General features: G+C 67.3%; 15 protein-coding genes. 8 read left to right on the top strand and 7 right to left on the bottom strand.

All coding sequences use genetic code 11. The features are described 5' to 3' along the window. The first annotated feature begins 22 nt into the window (after positions 1-22). The 3 genes from tldD (at position 23) to B9N75_RS05820 (ending at position 2310) form a co-directional block, all read left to right on the top strand. Complete coding sequence (tldD, locus tag B9N75_RS05830; protein ID WP_085217947.1) at positions 23-1453, top strand: metalloprotease TldD; 1431 nt, start codon at positions 23-25, stop codon at positions 1451-1453. 116 nt (positions 1454-1569) lie between these two features. Beyond that, positions 1570-2109, top strand: a complete 540-nt coding sequence (locus tag B9N75_RS05825; protein ID WP_085217946.1) for a DUF924 family protein — start codon at positions 1570-1572, stop codon at positions 2107-2109. Then, a complete protein-coding gene (locus tag B9N75_RS05820) occupies positions 2110-2310 on the top strand; it encodes a putative signal transducing protein (RefSeq protein WP_085217945.1) in 201 nt (66 codons plus the stop codon). A gap of 22 nt (positions 2311-2332) precedes the next feature. On the opposite strand, the gene B9N75_RS05815 is transcribed toward B9N75_RS05820, so the two are convergent. The 4 genes from B9N75_RS05815 to B9N75_RS05800 form a co-directional block, all read right to left on the bottom strand. After that, entirely contained in the window at positions 2333-2734 is a 402-nt protein-coding gene (locus tag B9N75_RS05815) for a TIGR01244 family sulfur transferase (RefSeq protein ID WP_085217944.1), read from the bottom strand. A 7-nt stretch (positions 2735-2741) separates the two neighbouring features. Beyond that, positions 2742-4508: a DNA helicase RecQ gene (recQ, locus tag B9N75_RS05810; RefSeq protein ID WP_085217943.1), complete on the bottom strand. Its 1767-nt coding sequence runs from the start codon at positions 4506-4508 to the stop codon at positions 2742-2744. 40 nt (positions 4509-4548) lie between these two features. Then, complete coding sequence (locus tag B9N75_RS05805; protein WP_085217942.1) at positions 4549-6573, bottom strand: putative bifunctional diguanylate cyclase/phosphodiesterase; 2025 nt, start codon at positions 6571-6573, stop codon at positions 4549-4551. Positions 6574-6683: 110 nt separating this feature from the next. Next, positions 6684-8510: an ABCB family ABC transporter ATP-binding protein/permease gene (locus B9N75_RS05800; protein WP_085217941.1), complete on the bottom strand. Its 1827-nt coding sequence runs from the start codon at positions 8508-8510 to the stop codon at positions 6684-6686. A 110-nt stretch (positions 8511-8620) separates the two neighbouring features. On the opposite strand from B9N75_RS05800, the gene B9N75_RS05795 reads away from it, so the two are divergent. Then, positions 8621-8932: a hypothetical protein gene (locus B9N75_RS05795; RefSeq protein WP_085217940.1), complete on the top strand. Its 312-nt coding sequence runs from the start codon at positions 8621-8623 to the stop codon at positions 8930-8932. Positions 8933-8938: 6 nt separating this feature from the next. Here B9N75_RS05795 and B9N75_RS05790 read toward each other — a convergent pair whose 3' ends face one another. Further along, positions 8939-11035: a TonB-dependent receptor plug domain-containing protein gene (locus tag B9N75_RS05790; protein ID WP_085217939.1), complete on the bottom strand. Its 2097-nt coding sequence runs from the start codon at positions 11033-11035 to the stop codon at positions 8939-8941. Positions 11036-11187: 152 nt separating this feature from the next. On the opposite strand from B9N75_RS05790, the gene B9N75_RS05785 reads away from it, so the two are divergent. From B9N75_RS05785 to B9N75_RS05770, 4 genes are all read left to right on the top strand, one after another. Beyond that, positions 11188-12045: an SDR family oxidoreductase gene (locus tag B9N75_RS05785; protein ID WP_085219429.1), complete on the top strand. Its 858-nt coding sequence runs from the start codon at positions 11188-11190 to the stop codon at positions 12043-12045. A 72-nt stretch (positions 12046-12117) separates the two neighbouring features. Next, the gene (locus B9N75_RS05780) at positions 12118-12564 is read left to right on the top strand and encodes a hypothetical protein (RefSeq protein ID WP_085217938.1); all 447 of its coding nucleotides are present in this window, start codon (positions 12118-12120) and stop codon (positions 12562-12564) included. Then, positions 12548-12889, top strand: a complete 342-nt coding sequence (locus B9N75_RS05775) for an Mpo1-like protein (RefSeq protein ID WP_085217937.1) — start codon at positions 12548-12550, stop codon at positions 12887-12889. The genes B9N75_RS05780 and B9N75_RS05775 overlap by 17 nt, the downstream gene beginning before the upstream one ends. Further along, positions 12882-13631, top strand: a complete 750-nt coding sequence (locus B9N75_RS05770; RefSeq protein ID WP_244552452.1) for a Crp/Fnr family transcriptional regulator — start codon at positions 12882-12884, stop codon at positions 13629-13631. Before B9N75_RS05775 ends, B9N75_RS05770 begins: the two co-directional genes overlap by 8 nt. Here the strand turns inward: B9N75_RS05770 and B9N75_RS05765 are convergent. Both B9N75_RS05765 and B9N75_RS05760 read right to left on the bottom strand, forming a co-directional pair. Next, positions 13628-14788: a phospholipase D-like domain-containing protein gene (locus tag B9N75_RS05765; RefSeq protein ID WP_085217936.1), complete on the bottom strand. Its 1161-nt coding sequence runs from the start codon at positions 14786-14788 to the stop codon at positions 13628-13630. The genes B9N75_RS05770 and B9N75_RS05765 overlap by 4 nt on opposite strands. Before the next feature lie 40 nt (positions 14789-14828). Next, the gene (locus B9N75_RS05760) at positions 14829-15263 is read right to left on the bottom strand and encodes an ion channel (RefSeq protein ID WP_085217935.1); all 435 of its coding nucleotides are present in this window, start codon (positions 15261-15263) and stop codon (positions 14829-14831) included. Positions 15264-15268: the final 5 nt, after the last annotated feature.

Genomic DNA, 15268 nt, shown 5'->3' with positions numbered 1-15268 from the left:
AGTCAGTGGCTATATGTCTGGGATGGACATTCCCGCAGACCCGCGCCGCTTCCTTTATCGCGACGGCCAGCTCGATCCTGACGCCGCGCGCGGCCTCACCGCCGACGCGCTCGCGCGCTGCGACGATGGCGAGCTTTATCTCCAATATACCGCGTCCGAGGCGTTCACCTTCGACGACGGGCGGCTGAAGACGGCGGACTTCAACACCCATGCCGGCTTTGGCCTGCGCGGCGTGGCGGGCGAGACGACCGCTTTCGCCCACGCCAACGAGATCAGCGCCGACGCCATCCGCCGCGCCGCCGAGACGATGACGGTGCTGGAGGCAGGCGGCGCCGCCAAGCCCGCCCCGCCGCGCCGCACCAATGCGCGGCTCTACACCGATGCCGATCCGCTGAGTCTCGTCCCCTTCGCGAAGAAGGTGGCGCTGTGCCAGGCGATCGATGCCGCGGCGCGCGCCCGCGATCCGCGCGTCGCGCAGGTCACCGTCTCGCTCGCCGGATCGTGGAGCGTGATCGAGATCGTCCGCGCCGACGGCTTCGTCGCGCACGACGTCCGCCCCCTCGTCCGCCTCAACGTCTCGATCGTCGTCGAGCAGAACGGCCGGCGCGAGAGCGGCTATCACGGCCTCGGCGGGCGCGACCTCTACGACCGGCTGTTCGACGAGGCGACGTGGAACCGGGCGATCGACGTCGCGCTCGCGCAGGCGCTGGTGAACCTCGATTCGGTCGCAGCGCCCGCGGGCGAGATGACGGTGGTGCTCGGCCCCGGCTGGCCCGGCGTATTGCTCCACGAGGCGATTGGCCACGGGCTGGAGGGCGATTTCAACCGCAAGGGCACCAGCGCCTTCTCCGGCCGCATCGGCGAGCGGGTGGCGGCGCCCGGCGTCACCGTGGTCGATGACGGATCGATCGGCCATCGCCGCGGATCGCTCACCATCGACGACGAGGGTACGCCGACCGGGCGCACAACCTTGATCGAGGACGGCATCCTCAAGGGCTATATCCAGGACCGGCTCAATGCGCGGCTGATGGGCGTGGAGCCGACCGGCAACGGCCGCCGCGAGAGTTTTGCCCACGCGCCGATGCCGCGGATGACCAACACCTTCATGCTCGGCGGCACCGAGAACCCCGGCGAGATCCTGTCGCGCGCGAAGAACGGCATCTACGCCAAGAGCTTCGGCGGCGGGCAGGTCGACATCACCAGCGGCAAGTTCGTCTTCTCCTGCACCGAGGCGTACAGGATCGAGAACGGCAGGCTCGGCGCGCCGATCAAGGGCGCGACGCTTATCGGCGACGGGCCGACGGTGCTCACCAAGGTCGCCGCGATCGGCGACGACATGGCGCTCGACGAAGGCATCGGCATCTGCGGCAAGGGCGGCCAGTCGGTCCCCGCCGGGGTCGGCCAGCCGACGCTGCTGATCGAAGGGCTGACGGTGGGTGGCACCGCGGCGTGACTAGACATCGCAAGTTCGTCATTGCGAGCCCGGCGGATGTCGGGTGAAGCAATCCAGCCGGCACCGAAGCTGGATTGCTTCGCCGCTCCGCTCCTCGCAATGACGGGACGAGACAGATGACCGACGACTGGCAACGCGATCTGCTGACCTTCTGGTTCTCGCTCGGGATGGAGCAGTGGTTCCAGGAGAGCGCAGAGTTCGACGCCGAATGCCGCGAGCGCTTTCTCGAGGCGTGGAAGACCGAGCGCGAGAAGCCGGCCTCCGCATTCTTCGGCAGCGCGGAGGAGGCGCTGGCGGCGGTGATCCTGTTCGACCAGATCCCGCGCAACATGTTCCGCGGCCATGCCGACAGCTTTGCGACCGATCCGCTGGCTCTCGCCATCGCGCGCGGCGCGATCGAGAAGGGTTATGACGATGCGACGCCCGCGGCGCACCGCTTCTTTTTCTACATGCCGTTCGAGCATAGCGAGGCGCTCGACGACCAGCAGCGATCGCTGGCCTTGTTCACCGCGCTGGGCGATGCCGAACTGCTGCGCTTCGCCAAGCTGCACCATGACGTGATCGCGCGGTTTGGCCGCTTCCCGCACCGCAATGCGATGCTAGGCCGCCAGCCGCGCCCCGACGAGATCGCCGCGGGCGACGTCACGCCCTTCTAGATGGCGCTGGTCGAGGCCGCGCGGTTCGGCAACAGCTTCGACGCGGGCGCGGCAAAAGCGCTGCTGGAAGCGAACGGTATCGGCTGCGTCCTCTTCGACACCGAGATGAGCTGGGAAGGGTTGGGCGGCATCATCCCGATCCGCCTGATGGTGCTCGACGAGGATTCGGGCGAGGCGGTGGCGCTCTTATCCGATCTCTGACGATCGCTCGGAACGAACAGAGCTAGAGGAAGCGTGCGATCGGGGTGAGGTCGTATCCGGCTTCGGCCGCCTTGCCGATCAGCATGTCGCGGTCCGCGCCCTGCGTCGCGCGGGCCAGCGCCCAGAGATAGGTCGAGCGCGTGCCCGAGCGGCAGAAGGCGAGCGTATTGCCCTCGGCGCTCGCCAGCGCCTCGGCCATCGCGGGAACCTGCGCCGCGTTCAGCCCCGCGACCGGGATGTGGCGATAAGCGATGCCTGCGGCCTCCGCCGCCGCCGCGATTTCGGCGGCGGTGGGCTGCCCGGGCTCCTCGCCGTCGGGGCGGTTGTTGACGATCAGCGTCAACCCTGCCGCCGCGAGCTCCGCGACCTCTTCCGCCGTGATCTGGCCGGACACGAACATGCCGGGCTCGAGCCTCCGCATCATCCTCTCCTTAGTCCGCGAAGCCGCGGATCACCGCGACGAACGCCTCGCCATAGCGTTCCAGCTTGGCATCGCCCACACCGGTGACGCCGCCGAGCGCCGCCATCGTCGTCGGCCGCACCGCCGCCATCTCGCGCAGCGTCGAATCGTGGAACACCACATAGGGTGGCACGCCCGCCGCCTGCGCGAGATCGCGGCGGCACGCGCGCAGCGCCTCGAACAGCGGATCGCCCTCGGGATTGGCGCCCCCCCCGCGCTCGCGCCGCCGACGGGTCTTTCTGGAAGGAAGCACCAGCTCGACCAGCTCCTCGCCCTTCAGGATCGGCCGCGCGGCGGGGCCGAAGGACAGGCCGCCATATTCGTCGGCGCGCAGCGCGTCGCGGGCGAGCAGCGCGCGCGCCACCGGCTTCATCAGCCCCAGCTCGCTCTCGTCGGCGATGCCGAACACCGAGAGGTTGTGGTGGCCGAAGCCGTGGATTTTGTCGCTGTCCTTGCCCGCCAGCACATCGACGAGATGGGTGATGCCGAAGCGCATCTCGGTGCGGAAGGCGGCGGAGAGCAGTTTGCGCGCGGCCTCGGTGGCGTCCACCGTCGCGGGCGGCGCGAGGCAATTGTCGCAATTGCCGCAGCTTGCCGGCGGGGTCTCGCCGAAATGGCGGAGCAGGATCGCGCGGCGGCACCCCGGCGCCTCGACCAGCGCGGCGAGCGCGTTGAGCCGCGTCCGCTCGCCCGCGCGGCGCTCGTCCGGCACCTCGGTCTCGATCCGCCGCCGCGCGCGCGAGAAATCCTCCGCGCCCCAGAAGAGATGCGCTTCGGCGGGATCGCCGTCACGCCCCGCGCGGCCGGTCTCCTGATAATAAGCCTCGATCGATTTGGGCAGGCCGGCATGGGCGACGAAGCGCACGTCGGGCTTGTCGATCCCCATGCCGAAGGCGATCGTCGCCGCGATCACCATGTCCTCCGACGCGACGAAGGCGGCCTGGTTGGCGGCGCGCACCCGGGGGTCCAGCCCGGCATGATAGGGCAATGTGCGGCGGCCGCTGGCGGAGAGGCTTTCGGCGATCTTCTCGGTCGCGGCGCGGCTCGGCGCATAGACGATGCCGGGGCCGGGCTGCTCGGCGAGCAACGCCTTCAACTGCCCCGAAATGCCGTCGCGCGGGCGGATCGCGTAGCGGATGTTGGGCCGATCGAACCCGGCGAGGATCAGACCATCGGCGGGGATGCCGAGCTGGACGAGGATGTCGGCGCGCGTCGCCTTGTCTGCGGTCGCGGTGAGCGCGAGGCGAGGCGCATCGAGCGTGTCGAGCAGCGGGCGGAGCAGCCGGTAATCGGGCCGGAAATCATGCCCCCATTCGCTGACGCAATGCGCCTCGTCGATCGCGATCAATGCGAGCGGAATGCGGCCGATGAGATCGCGGAAGCCCGCCCCCGTCGCACGTTCGGGCGCCACGTAGAGCAGATCGAGATCGCCCGACTTCAGTCTTGCGATCGTCTCGGCGCGGTTGTCGTCGGCGGAGGTGAGCGCGGCGGCGCGGATGCCGAAGCCGTCGGCGGCGCGGATCTGATCGTGCATCAGAGCGATGAGCGGCGAGACGACGAGCGCGGTGCCGGGCCGCGCCAGCGCCGGCACCTGGTAGCAGAGCGACTTGCCTGCGCCCGTCGGCATCACCGCCAGCGTGTTGGCGCCCGCCATGACGCGATCGACCACCTGCTGCTGGACGCCGCGAAAGCCGGAGAAGCCGAACGTGTGGTGGAGAATGTCGAGCGGGTCGGTCACCCGCGGTCCCTATCCCCCGGCGGGTGGCGAAGTCGAGGCTTCAGGCGGCGGCGCGCCCCGGCTCGGCCTGACGCGGCGGTTCGGGATAGCCCAGCAGATAGCCCTGCGCCTCGTCGCACCCTTCGCGCAGCAGCACGGCGAGCTGCTCGTGCGTCTCGATGCCCTCGGCGAGCACCGGTATCGAGAGGCTCTTGCCGAGCGCGAGGACGGCGCGGATGATCGCGGTCGCCTGCGCGCTCTCGACGATTTCCGATGCGAACAGCCGGTCGAGCTTGATCTTGTCGAACGGGAAGGCACGCAGCGTCTCCAGCGACGAATAGCCGGTGCCGAAATCGTCGAGCGCCACGCCGATACCCAGTGCCTTGATCTGCCGCAGCACGTGGAGCGCGCGATCCCGGTCCATCATGATCGCGCTTTCGGTAAGCTCGATCTCGAGGCGCTTGGGCGGAAGCCCGGTCTCCATTAGGATCTCGTGGATCAGCCGCGGCAATTCGGCGTGCGCCAGCTGCAGCGCCGACACGTTGACTGCGACCTTCGACCCATTATCCCAGCTCGCGGCTTCGGCGCAGGCCTTGCGCAGCACCCATTCGCCCAGCGAGAGGATGAGGCCATGCTCCTCGGCGACGGCGACGAACACGGTCGGCGGGATGGCGCCACGCTCGGGGTGGTTCCAGCGGAGCAGCGCTTCGTAGCCAGTGACGGCGCGAGTCGCGACATGCTCCTGCACCTGATAGTGGACCTCCAGCGCATCCGCGGCGATGGCGAGGCGGAGGTCCGCGGCCATCTCGCGACGATCGCGGATCGCCTCGTCGAGCCTGGCGTCGTAGAAGCAGGCCGAAGCCGCGCCGTCGCACTTGGCGCGATACATCGAGAGATCGGCGTTGTTGCACAGCGTGTCCGCGTCGCGCGCATCGTGCGGATAGACCGCGACGCCGATGCTGGCGCCGACCCTGAGTTCGGCATCGCCAAGCGCCACCGGGGCCTTCAGCGCGGTTTCAAGGCGGTTGATGAAGGCGACGAGATTCGACCGGTCGGCGAAGCGCGTCAGTGCGACAAATTCATCGCCGCCGAGCCGGGCGACGATGTCCTCACCCTCCAGGAGTGCCTCCATCCGCCGCGCCAGCGCCTGCAGCAAGGCATCGCCGGTCTTGTGGCCGTGAAGATCGTTGATCTCCTTGAACCGATCCAGATCGACCGCAATCACGCCCACCTGGCTGCCCTCGGTCTGCGCGGCGGCGATGTGATGCGCGAGCGAATGCTGGAAGCTCGCGCGGTTGGGCAGGCCGGTCAGCGCGTCGTTCATCGCCAGATAGTGGAGGCGCTGCATCGCATCGGATCGGGTGCGACTGTCGATCAGCCCGGCGAATACGCCCGCGCCGATCACCACCGTGCCGACCAGCGCGGTCGCCAGCGCCAGCGCGCGCCAGCTCTCGGTGCCGAGCGGCGTATCGCTGATGGCGAGCGGTGCGATCTTCAGCGCGGTCATGCCGACGAAGTGCAGCGTAGCGATGCCGAGAACGATCAGGATGGTGCCGAGGCTCTTGCGGATATTCGTTTCCGCGGCGGAACAGAGTATCACGAGTGCAGCGGCCGAGAGCGTGACGGCCAGCAGCACCGAGACGGCGACGAAGCCCCAGTCCCAGCTGACGATACCATCGATCCGGTAGGCGATCATGCCGGTATAATGCATTGCCGATACCGCAGCGCCGAACAGCGCGCCGCCGAGCGCCGCCCAGAGCCGCGTGTTGCCCCAGGCGGCAATCGAAAAGGCCGCGAGGGTGCCGACGATGGCCACCATCAGCGAGGCGATGGTGAGGACCGGATCGAGTGTGACGGGCACCGCCGGCTCGAACGCCAGCATCGCGACGAAATGAGTGCACCAGATCGTGGTGCCCGCCGCGACCGCGGTGAGGAACGCCCAGCCCAACCGCTCGACATGCAGCGTGCGCAGCGCGCGCTCGAAAAGCTGGACGATGGTGAACGCGCCGCCGGCGCAGATGATCACCGCGACGAGCACCAGCCAGGGATCATGTTCGGTGGCAATGCAAAGTGCGACTTGGATCATCGAAGGCCTCGAAACGGGCCCTCGCGAGCCGGACTTGATTGCCGCCGCTTTGGATCAAGTTCAGTTACGATAGCGTAAAAGGAGGCTCCGGTGCCGTTTTGGCGCGTGAGCTAGGCGGGCACGTCTTCCTGCTCCTCGGCCTGCTGGCGGAGCCACATCTCGGTGTAGAGGCCGCGTCTGACGAGGAGCTCGCGGTGGGTGCCGCGCTCCACCACCCGGCCGCCGTCGAGCACGACGATCTGATCCGCATCGACGATCGTCGAGAGGCGGTGCGCGATGACGATGCTCGTGCGGCCGCGCTCGATGCCCTTTAGCGTCGCCTGGATTTCCGCCTCGGTGCGGCTGTCGAGCGCGCTGGTCGCCTCGTCGAGGATCAGGATCGGCGGGTTCTTGAGAAGCGTGCGGGCGATGGCGACGCGCTGCTTCTCGCCGCCCGAAAGCTTGAGCCCGCGCTCGCCGACGCGCGCGTCGTAGCCGTCGGGGAGCGATTCGATGAAGCCGGCGATTGCCGCGCCTTCGGCGGCGGCGCGCACCTCCGCCTCGTCGGCGCCCTCGCGACCGTAAGCGATATTGTAGCCGATCGTGTCGTTGAACAGCACCGTATCCTGCGGGACGATTCCGATCGCGCCGCGCAGGCTTGCCTGCGTCACGTGGGCGATGTCCTGGCCGTCGATGAGAATGCGCCCGCCGGTCGGATCGTAGAAGCGGTAGAGGAGCCGGGCGAGCGTCGACTTGCCCGCGCCGGACGGGCCGACCACCGCCAGTGTACTCCCCGCCGGGATGACGATATCGATACCTTTCAGGATCTGCCGCTCCGGCTCGTAGCCGAACGAGACGTCCTCCAGCCGCACCTCGCCCGCGCCCACGGCGAGCGGACGCGCTCCGGGCGCGTCGCGTATCTCGGCGGGCGTGTCGAGCAGCCGGAACATCGCCGCCATGTCGACCAGCCCCTGCCGCACCTCGCGATAGACGAAGCCGAGCATGTCGAGCGGGCGGAAAAGCTGCATCAGAAGGGTGTTGACCAGTACCACATCGCCGGTGGTGAACAGGCCGCGGCTCCAGCCCCAGACAGTATAACCCATCGCCCCTGCCATCATCATATTGGTGATCAGCGACTGGCCGATATTGAGTGCCGCGAGCGACGTTTCGACCTTGACGTTGGCGTCGGTCAACCGCTCGATCGCCTCGTCGTAGCGGCGCCGCTCCATCTCCTCGGCGTTGAAATATTTGATGGTCTCGTAGTTCAGCAGCGAGTCCACGGCGCGCTGGGTCGCGCGCTGGTCGAACTCCGTCCATTGCTTGCGGACCGAGAGCCGCCATTCGGTGACGCGGCGGGTGAAGGCGACGTAGATTACCACCATCGCGAGCGTGCCCGCGACGAGCCCCCAGCCGAACTTGACGAAGAAGATCACACAGACCGCGGTCAGCTCGATCACCGTCGGGCCGATGTTGAAGACGAGGAAGTAGAGCATCGAATCGATGCTCTTGGTGCCGCGCTCGACAATGCGGGTAAGCGCGCCGGTGCGCCGCTCGAGATGAAAACGCAGCGACAGCGCATGGAGGTGGCGGAACACATCGACCGATAGCCGCCGTGCCGCATCCTGGCCGACGCTCTCGAAGATGCCGTTGCGGATATTGTCGAACAGCACCCCGCCGAAGCGCGCGCCGGCATATGCGACGACCAGCGCGATCGCGAGCAGCGCGGCGGGCTCCATCCCCGGCGTCATCCGGTCGATCGCGCCCTTGTAGGCGAAAGGCATCAGCAGGGTGACGGCTTTGGCGGCCAGCACCAGCACCAGCGCGGCGATCAGGCGGACGCGAAGGCCGACGCTGTGGCGCGGCCAGAGGTACGGGAGGAAGCGGCGCAGCGCCGCCCAGCCGCCCTCGTCCGAGGGCGGCGGCTGATCGCCCGTCAAGTTTGTCGCCGCGCCCGCCATCTTCGTCTCATTTAGGAACGGGTGCGCGAACCACCAAGTTATGGAGGCGAAACATTTGGAACGGCTCCGGGCATCGCGGGTTTTACGGGCAAGGAGCGAACGAGGGCATTATGGGACCGGCAATCTACGTGATCGCGATACTGGGCTGCGGCGAGGCGGATGCCGCCTGCCAGCCGGTGGCTTTCGCCGAGAGCCGCTACGAGAATATCGAAGACTGCAACCGCGCCGCTCCGGCCGCGGTGGAAAGCAATCTCGATCTCGCCTTCCCGGTCGTCGTCGCGCAGTGCCAGAAGGCGACGCAGCCGATCTCCCAGTCGTTGTTCCCGAACGACGTCGCGATGCCCGAGGCCGGGACGCTGCCTGCCGAGCAGCCGCGTGCGAAGCCGCGCATCGACGTCCGCCTCGCCTCCGCGCGGGGTTGATCTCGGCTAGATCCTTCCGCTGACCGAAAGCGTGAAGACGGGGCCGTAATAGCGGTCCCGCGCCTCGGTGAAGAGCTTCTCCCCATCGCGTCGCGGCGCGTAGAAGGTTCGCTCGAAGCTTTCGTTGGTGCCGAAGATATTGTCCACGCTGCCGCGCACGGTCAGCCCCATCACATCCTTATGCTCGACATAGACCCCGACGGGTCCGGGCCGGTTATAGGCAAGGAAGTCCTGATCCAGCCGGTAGCCGCGCGTCTGGCGATAATGATCGAAGCTGGCGCCATAGGCCCAGTCGCTGGCCGGTATGTCGTGGCGGAAGTTGAGCAACAGCCGCCGCTTCACCCGTTCGTTGATCGCGCGGTAGACGAGCGCGACCGGATCCTTGAGGCTGCTTTCCTGGAATTGCGCGACGAGATCGAGCTTCGCGCCCTTCAGACCCATCGGATCGAAGTTGAACGTGCTCGTCAGTTCGATCCCGTAGATCGTCGCGCTGTCGAGATTGCCCGGCGCCTGACCGGTCTCGCCGATCGGCACGACGTCGACGATGTCGCTGATGAGCTGGCCGTAGAGCCGCCCCTTCACCGTCCCCCACGGCCCCAGGTTGCGCGTCGCTTCGATCTGCGCATCCCAGCTTTGAGGCGGCACGAGATTGGCGTTGCCGTTGTTGACCGTGCCGCCGCTGACATTGGCCGAGGCGACGAAATCGAGGAAGTTGAGCTGACCCACCTCGCGCGCCAGCCGCGCGCTGACGTCGAGATCGGGCGACGGCTTCCACGCCAGCGCGACGAAGCCCTTGGGCCGGTAGAAGCTGCGGTCCAGCCCCGACGGCCCGCTTTGCGTCAGCCGCGAATATTCGAGGCCGAGCGACGCCTGCAGCGTGAGATTATCGGCGAGCGGACGGCCGTAGGTGAGCGTCGATTCCGCGCGCTTCTCTTCCACCGTTCCCGTCGCGTTGGGAAAGGGCACCGGCACGAAGACATTGTTCGCGTCATAGGTCTCCAGCCCGTTCTCCGCGTCGAGCTTGTTGAGCGCGCCTTCCAGCGAGAACAGCCAGTCCGCGGCGCCCTCGCGCCAGCGATATTCGGCGCGCGCGATCGTCTCGGTCTCGTCGAGGATCTGGCTGTAGCGCTGGCCGAGCGTCGGCGTGTCGTCGGCATAGCTCTGGATCAGCGTCTGCAGGAAAGGATAGTGATCGAAGCGGTGGAGGCCGATCAGCTTCAGCCGGTCGGAGCCGATGCCGAATTCATAATCGCCGCCGAACTCGTAATTGTAGCGCCGCGTCCGCTCGGTGACGTCGCGGAAGCGGTCGGGCTGGCCGGGGCCGACACGGGTGCCCAATTCCTGCACGTCCTGGTGGAAGATGCCGCCGGCACCGTTCAGGTTGAGGATCGAGCCATTCTCGAAACTGTGGCGCAGCGTCGCCGAGAGCCGCGGCTGATCGCCGAAGACGGTCAATTCTTCCTCGCGCCGGTCGATGATCGTGCCGTCTGGCGTGAAGACGCGTTCCGGCCCGGCATTGCCGTTGCGAAACGCGTCGTTGCGGAAGCTCGCCGAAAGCTCGGTGCGGCCGATCGCGCCGCTCACCGACACCTCGCCGTTGGTGAGCCGCGCGGGCGTGCGCTTGGCGCGAATCTGAGGGCTGTAGACGAAATTGCCGGTGAGCCCGGTCGCCGCGGTGACGACGTTGGCGACCTGCCCGGTCAGCCCCGGCACGTTGAGCGTCGCGCCATCGACGATGTCGATCCGCTGGACATTGGCCGCGCTGATCCGCCGCAGTTCGGTGGAGATGTCGGTATCCTTGCCGGAAAAGCGCTCGCCGTTGATCAGCACGTTCCCCGTCGCCTGGCCGAGTCCGCGGCGCTCGGTGTCGCTCTCCTGGATGACAAAGCCGGGGACGTTGGACAGCATGTCGAAGGCGTTGCGCGGCGCGAAGCGGGCGAAATCGGCGGGGGCATAGCTGGTGCCGGCGGAGGGGGCTGCGGCGGGTGGCGCCTCGGGCGGCGGCGCATCGCCGGTCGGCGCCTGCGCGAGTGCGGGCGGCGCGACGATGGCGGCGACCGACGCGCAAGCCGCGACCTTCCAAAGGCAGAAACGTCCCATCATCCTCCCCGCAATAGCCGTATTGCCGCCTTAGAGCGGCAAGGCGGCAGGGCCAATGGCACACGACGAAGCTGCGGCAGCTTTCGACGAACGGCGGAACGGAACATGGCACCCGCGCAGCGGTTAACCGGCAAAACGCCAGCAAGGACAAGATGATGAGCGATACCGACACCGTCGACATGATCCACGAGGATGCGCTGCCTGGTCACGAGAGCGAATTGGAGCCCAAGCCCGAGTGGGCGCCGCGCTACCCGGGTTCGGGCCGGCTCGACGGGAAGGTCGCGATCGTCACCGGCGCGGACAGCGGCATCGGCCGTGCTGTCGCCGCGCTCTATGCCCGCGAAGGCGCCGACATCGCCATTGTCTACCTCTGCGAACATGACGATGCCGCCAAGACCAAGGCGATCGTCGAGAAGGAGGGCCGCAAGGCGATCACCATCGCCGGCGATCTGGGTGAGAAGGATTTTTGCGAAAGCGTGATCGCCCAGACGATCGACGCGTTCGGCAGGCTCGACATCCTCGTCAACAACGCCGGCGAGCAGCATAGCGACAAGGAAATCACCGACATCACCGAAGAGCAGTTGAAACGCACCTTCCAGTCGAACATTTTCTCGATGTTCTTCCTCGTCCAGGCCGCGCGCCCGCATCTCAAGAAGGGCGCAGCGATCGTCAACTGCACTTCGGTCACCTCCTATCAGGGCGAGAAGGAGCTGCTCGATTACAGCTCGACCAAGGGCGCGATCACATCCTTCACGCGTGCGCTTTCCGAGAACCTGATCGGCGAGGGCATTCGTGTGAACGGCGTTGCACCCGGGCCGATCTGGACGCCGCTCAACCCCTTCGGCGGATCGAGCAAGGAAAAGCTCGCCACGTTCGGCGAAAAGACGCCGATCGGCCGCCCGGGCCAGCCCAATGAAGTGGCGCCGAGCTTCCTCTTCCTGGCGTGCGAGGATTCCTCCTACATGTCGGGCCAGGTGCTGCACCCCAACGGCGGCACCATCGTCGGCAGTTGAGGCCATTGGCGGCAGCGCCGCACCCTTCTATGATCGTTCCAGAGCAGAACGGAGGGGACGGTGCGGACATTCTTGAGCAGTACGGCCGGCATCGTCGTCGCCTTCGTGGCGATGGCGCTGTTCGCTTGGATCGGCGGGTCGATCTTTCCGATTTCCGGCAACGCGAGCCTGCGCGAGACCGACCAGATCCGCGCGGCGTTCGAAATGGCCGGGGTGGGCCCGAAACTGGTCATCATCGTCTCCGCAGCGCTTGGTGCGCTGGTCGGCGGTGTGCTCGCGAAATGGCTGTCGGGCAGCCGCGGGCCGGTGTGGGCGGTGGCGCTGTTTATGGCCGCTTACGGCTTTGCCAACGCCTTCTTCCTCGCGATGCCGCCGGTGATGCTGCTGGGCGCGGTCGTCGGACCGCTTCTTGCCGGCATGATCGCCGAGCGGGTGGTTCCCACGCGCGCGCTCGCGGAGGAGGATGAAGATCTAGCTGAAGAGCAACCGCTGGAGGCGCACCGTGACGAGCCGCTTTGACAGCTTCGCCGCCTTCTGGCCGCATTACCTGCGCGAACATGCCAAGCCGCAGACGCGCGCGCTCCATTATGTCGGCACCAGCCTCGTCGTCCTGATCGCGCTGGTCGCGCTGCTCAGCCGTCAGTGGCTGTTGCTGGCGGCCGTGCCGGTCGCGGGCTACGGCTTCGCCTGGGCGAGCCACGCGGCGGTCGAGCACAACCGCCCCGCGACCTTCACCCATCCGCTATGGTCGCTCCGCGCCGATTTCCGCATGTGGCTGCTGTGGCTCACCGGCCGGCTGGAGCCGGAGCTTCGTGCCGCCGGCGTCGAGGCGCGCCGTGGATAGCCCCGTCGGTTTCATCGGCGAGCCTGCCGACGGCCTGCTCCGAAAGCTGCGCGTCCGCGATCAGATCAGCCGCGAGGAAGAAGCGGTCATCCGCGGCGTCATCGCCGAGGTGCGGGTGGTGAAGGCGGGGCAGATCATCGTTCCCGCTGAAATGCCGGTGTCGATCAGCACCCTGCTCTGTGACGGGCTCGTCTGCCGCTACAAGGATCTCGGCAGCGGCCGACGCCAGATCATGGACATCCACGTCGCTGGCGATTTCGTCGATCTCCACGCCTTTCTGCTCGGCAAGCTGGAGCATAATGTCGCTGCGATCACCGATTGCCGGCTCGCGATCGTGCCGCACAAGGCGCTGCGCGCAATCACCGAGACGCACCCGCATCTCGCGCGGTTCCTGTGGTTCGTGACGCTGGTCGACGCCGCGGTGCTGCGCGAGCAGATATTGTCGATCGGCCGCCGCAACGCGCTGCAGCGCATCGCGCATCTGCTATGCGAGCTGGAAGCGCGGCTCCAGGTGGTCGGCCTGGCCGAAGGCGGGCGCTACCGCCTGCCGCTGACGCAGAGCGACGTCGCCGATGCGACCGGCCTCACCTCCGTCCACGTCAACCGCACGCTGCGGACGCTGCGCGACCGGGGCCTCGCCACCTTCCGCAGCGGCGAGGTCACGATTCACGACCAGCCCGGCCTGCGGCAAGTCGCCGAGTTCGATCCCGGCTATCTCTACATCGGGCGCCGCCCGATCTAGCGGCCGTCGAGCCCGAAATTGAGCCGGCGCGAGACGTTGTAATCCATCACCGCCACGATGAAGTGCGCGACCCACCATTTGAAGCGGTTGTAGATGGTGCGCTGCGCCATATGCGCCTCCAGTGTGATGCGGCGCGATCCTTCCAGCTCGTGCGCGAAAAAGCCGCGCATCTGCTCGGCGAAGCCGGCATCCTCGACGCGCAGCATCATCTCGAGATTGAGATAGAGGCTGCGCATGTCGAAATTGGCCGATCCGATATGGACCACGTCGTCGGCGATGATCAGCTTGCTGTGCAGCTTGGTCGCCTCATATTCGTATACCTCGACGCCGCGTTTGAGCATCCGCCAATAGGTGTAGCGCGCCGCGCCGATGGTGGCGGTGTTGTCCGATTTTGCCGCCGTGACCACGCGCGACTGACCCCGCCGCGCGACGCCGTAGATGCGGCGGAGCAGCGCGCGGCTCGGCGCGAAATATGCGGCGATCATGTCCATCCGCTTGGCGCCCCGCATGTCGCGCAGCACCGCCTTCGCCCATGGGCTCAGCCGCCGCGTCGGGCCGCCGAACAGCCAGTGGATGCGCCCCATCTGCTTGCTGTGGCTCTTGAGCATCCGCCGGAGCGATCGGATCCGCGATTTGGGATCGTGCGCCCATTCGAACAGCGAGTCGAAATAATCGGCGAGGCAGGCGACGCCGTCGCCCGCGACGCAGAGCCCGATGTCGCGCCACGCGCCCTCTTCGACCGTGCCGAAATAATCGTCGCCGACGTTGAAGCCGCCGACCAGCACGACCTTCTCGTCGGCGAGCGCCAGCTTCTGGTGGTTGCGCAGCAGATAGCGCCGGCCAAAGCGCGGTACGAAGCGGCAGAAATGGCATTGGCCGTCGGCGAGCGGCTTGAAGAAACCGTCGGACCCTTCCTTGGTGCCGAAGCCGTCCACCAGCAGCCAGACGGTGACCCCGCGATCGACCGCGCGGACGATCGCATCGCGCACGCGGCGGCCGGATTCGTCGGGATCGAAGATGTAGTAGAGCAGGCGCAGCGTCCGCTCGGCGCCGTCGATCAGCGCGATCAGCGCCTCGAGCCGCTCCGGCCCGTCGGGAAGCAGGGTGAGGCGGTTACCTTCCACCTCGGCGGTAAGCTTGGGCTTCGCGTCCGACATCACCGCCTCATGCGGAGCCGCGCGCGGCAAGTCCAGTGGCTCAGGAGCGACGATGCGGGCCCATCCGCGTCATGATCGTCACGAAGAAGGCGGTCGACCAGCCGATCAGCAGCACCCCGTTGATCCCCTCGATCGCCGCAACCAGCTTCCAGCCTTCCGCGATCGGCGCGTCGCTATAGCCGATCGTCGCGTAGGTGATGGTCGAGAAATAGACGCCGGTGCGAAGGTCCGGCACGGCATCGAGCGCGTGGAAGGCGAAGGCGTAAAGCCAGATTTCGGTGCCGTGCAGCGCGAACAGCCCGAACACCAAAGCGAAGGTGAGCGCAAAGCCGCGCGGCGACATCGGATGCATGCTCGCCCAGTCCACCGCGTCCCGCTCGAGCCGCAGTAAGCGGCCCAGCGCGTAAAGCCCGGCGCCGTGGATCGCGACGGTGAGCAGCACCATGAAGGTCGACACGGCAAGCTCGGCAAGCATCCTGC

The sequence above is a fragment of the Allosphingosinicella indica genome (assembly GCF_900177405.1).
GTDB lineage: Bacteria > Pseudomonadota > Alphaproteobacteria > Sphingomonadales > Sphingomonadaceae > Allosphingosinicella > Allosphingosinicella indica.
The sequence above is the reverse complement of the archived record's forward strand: the minus strand, read 5'-3'. Positions and strand labels throughout refer to the sequence as shown.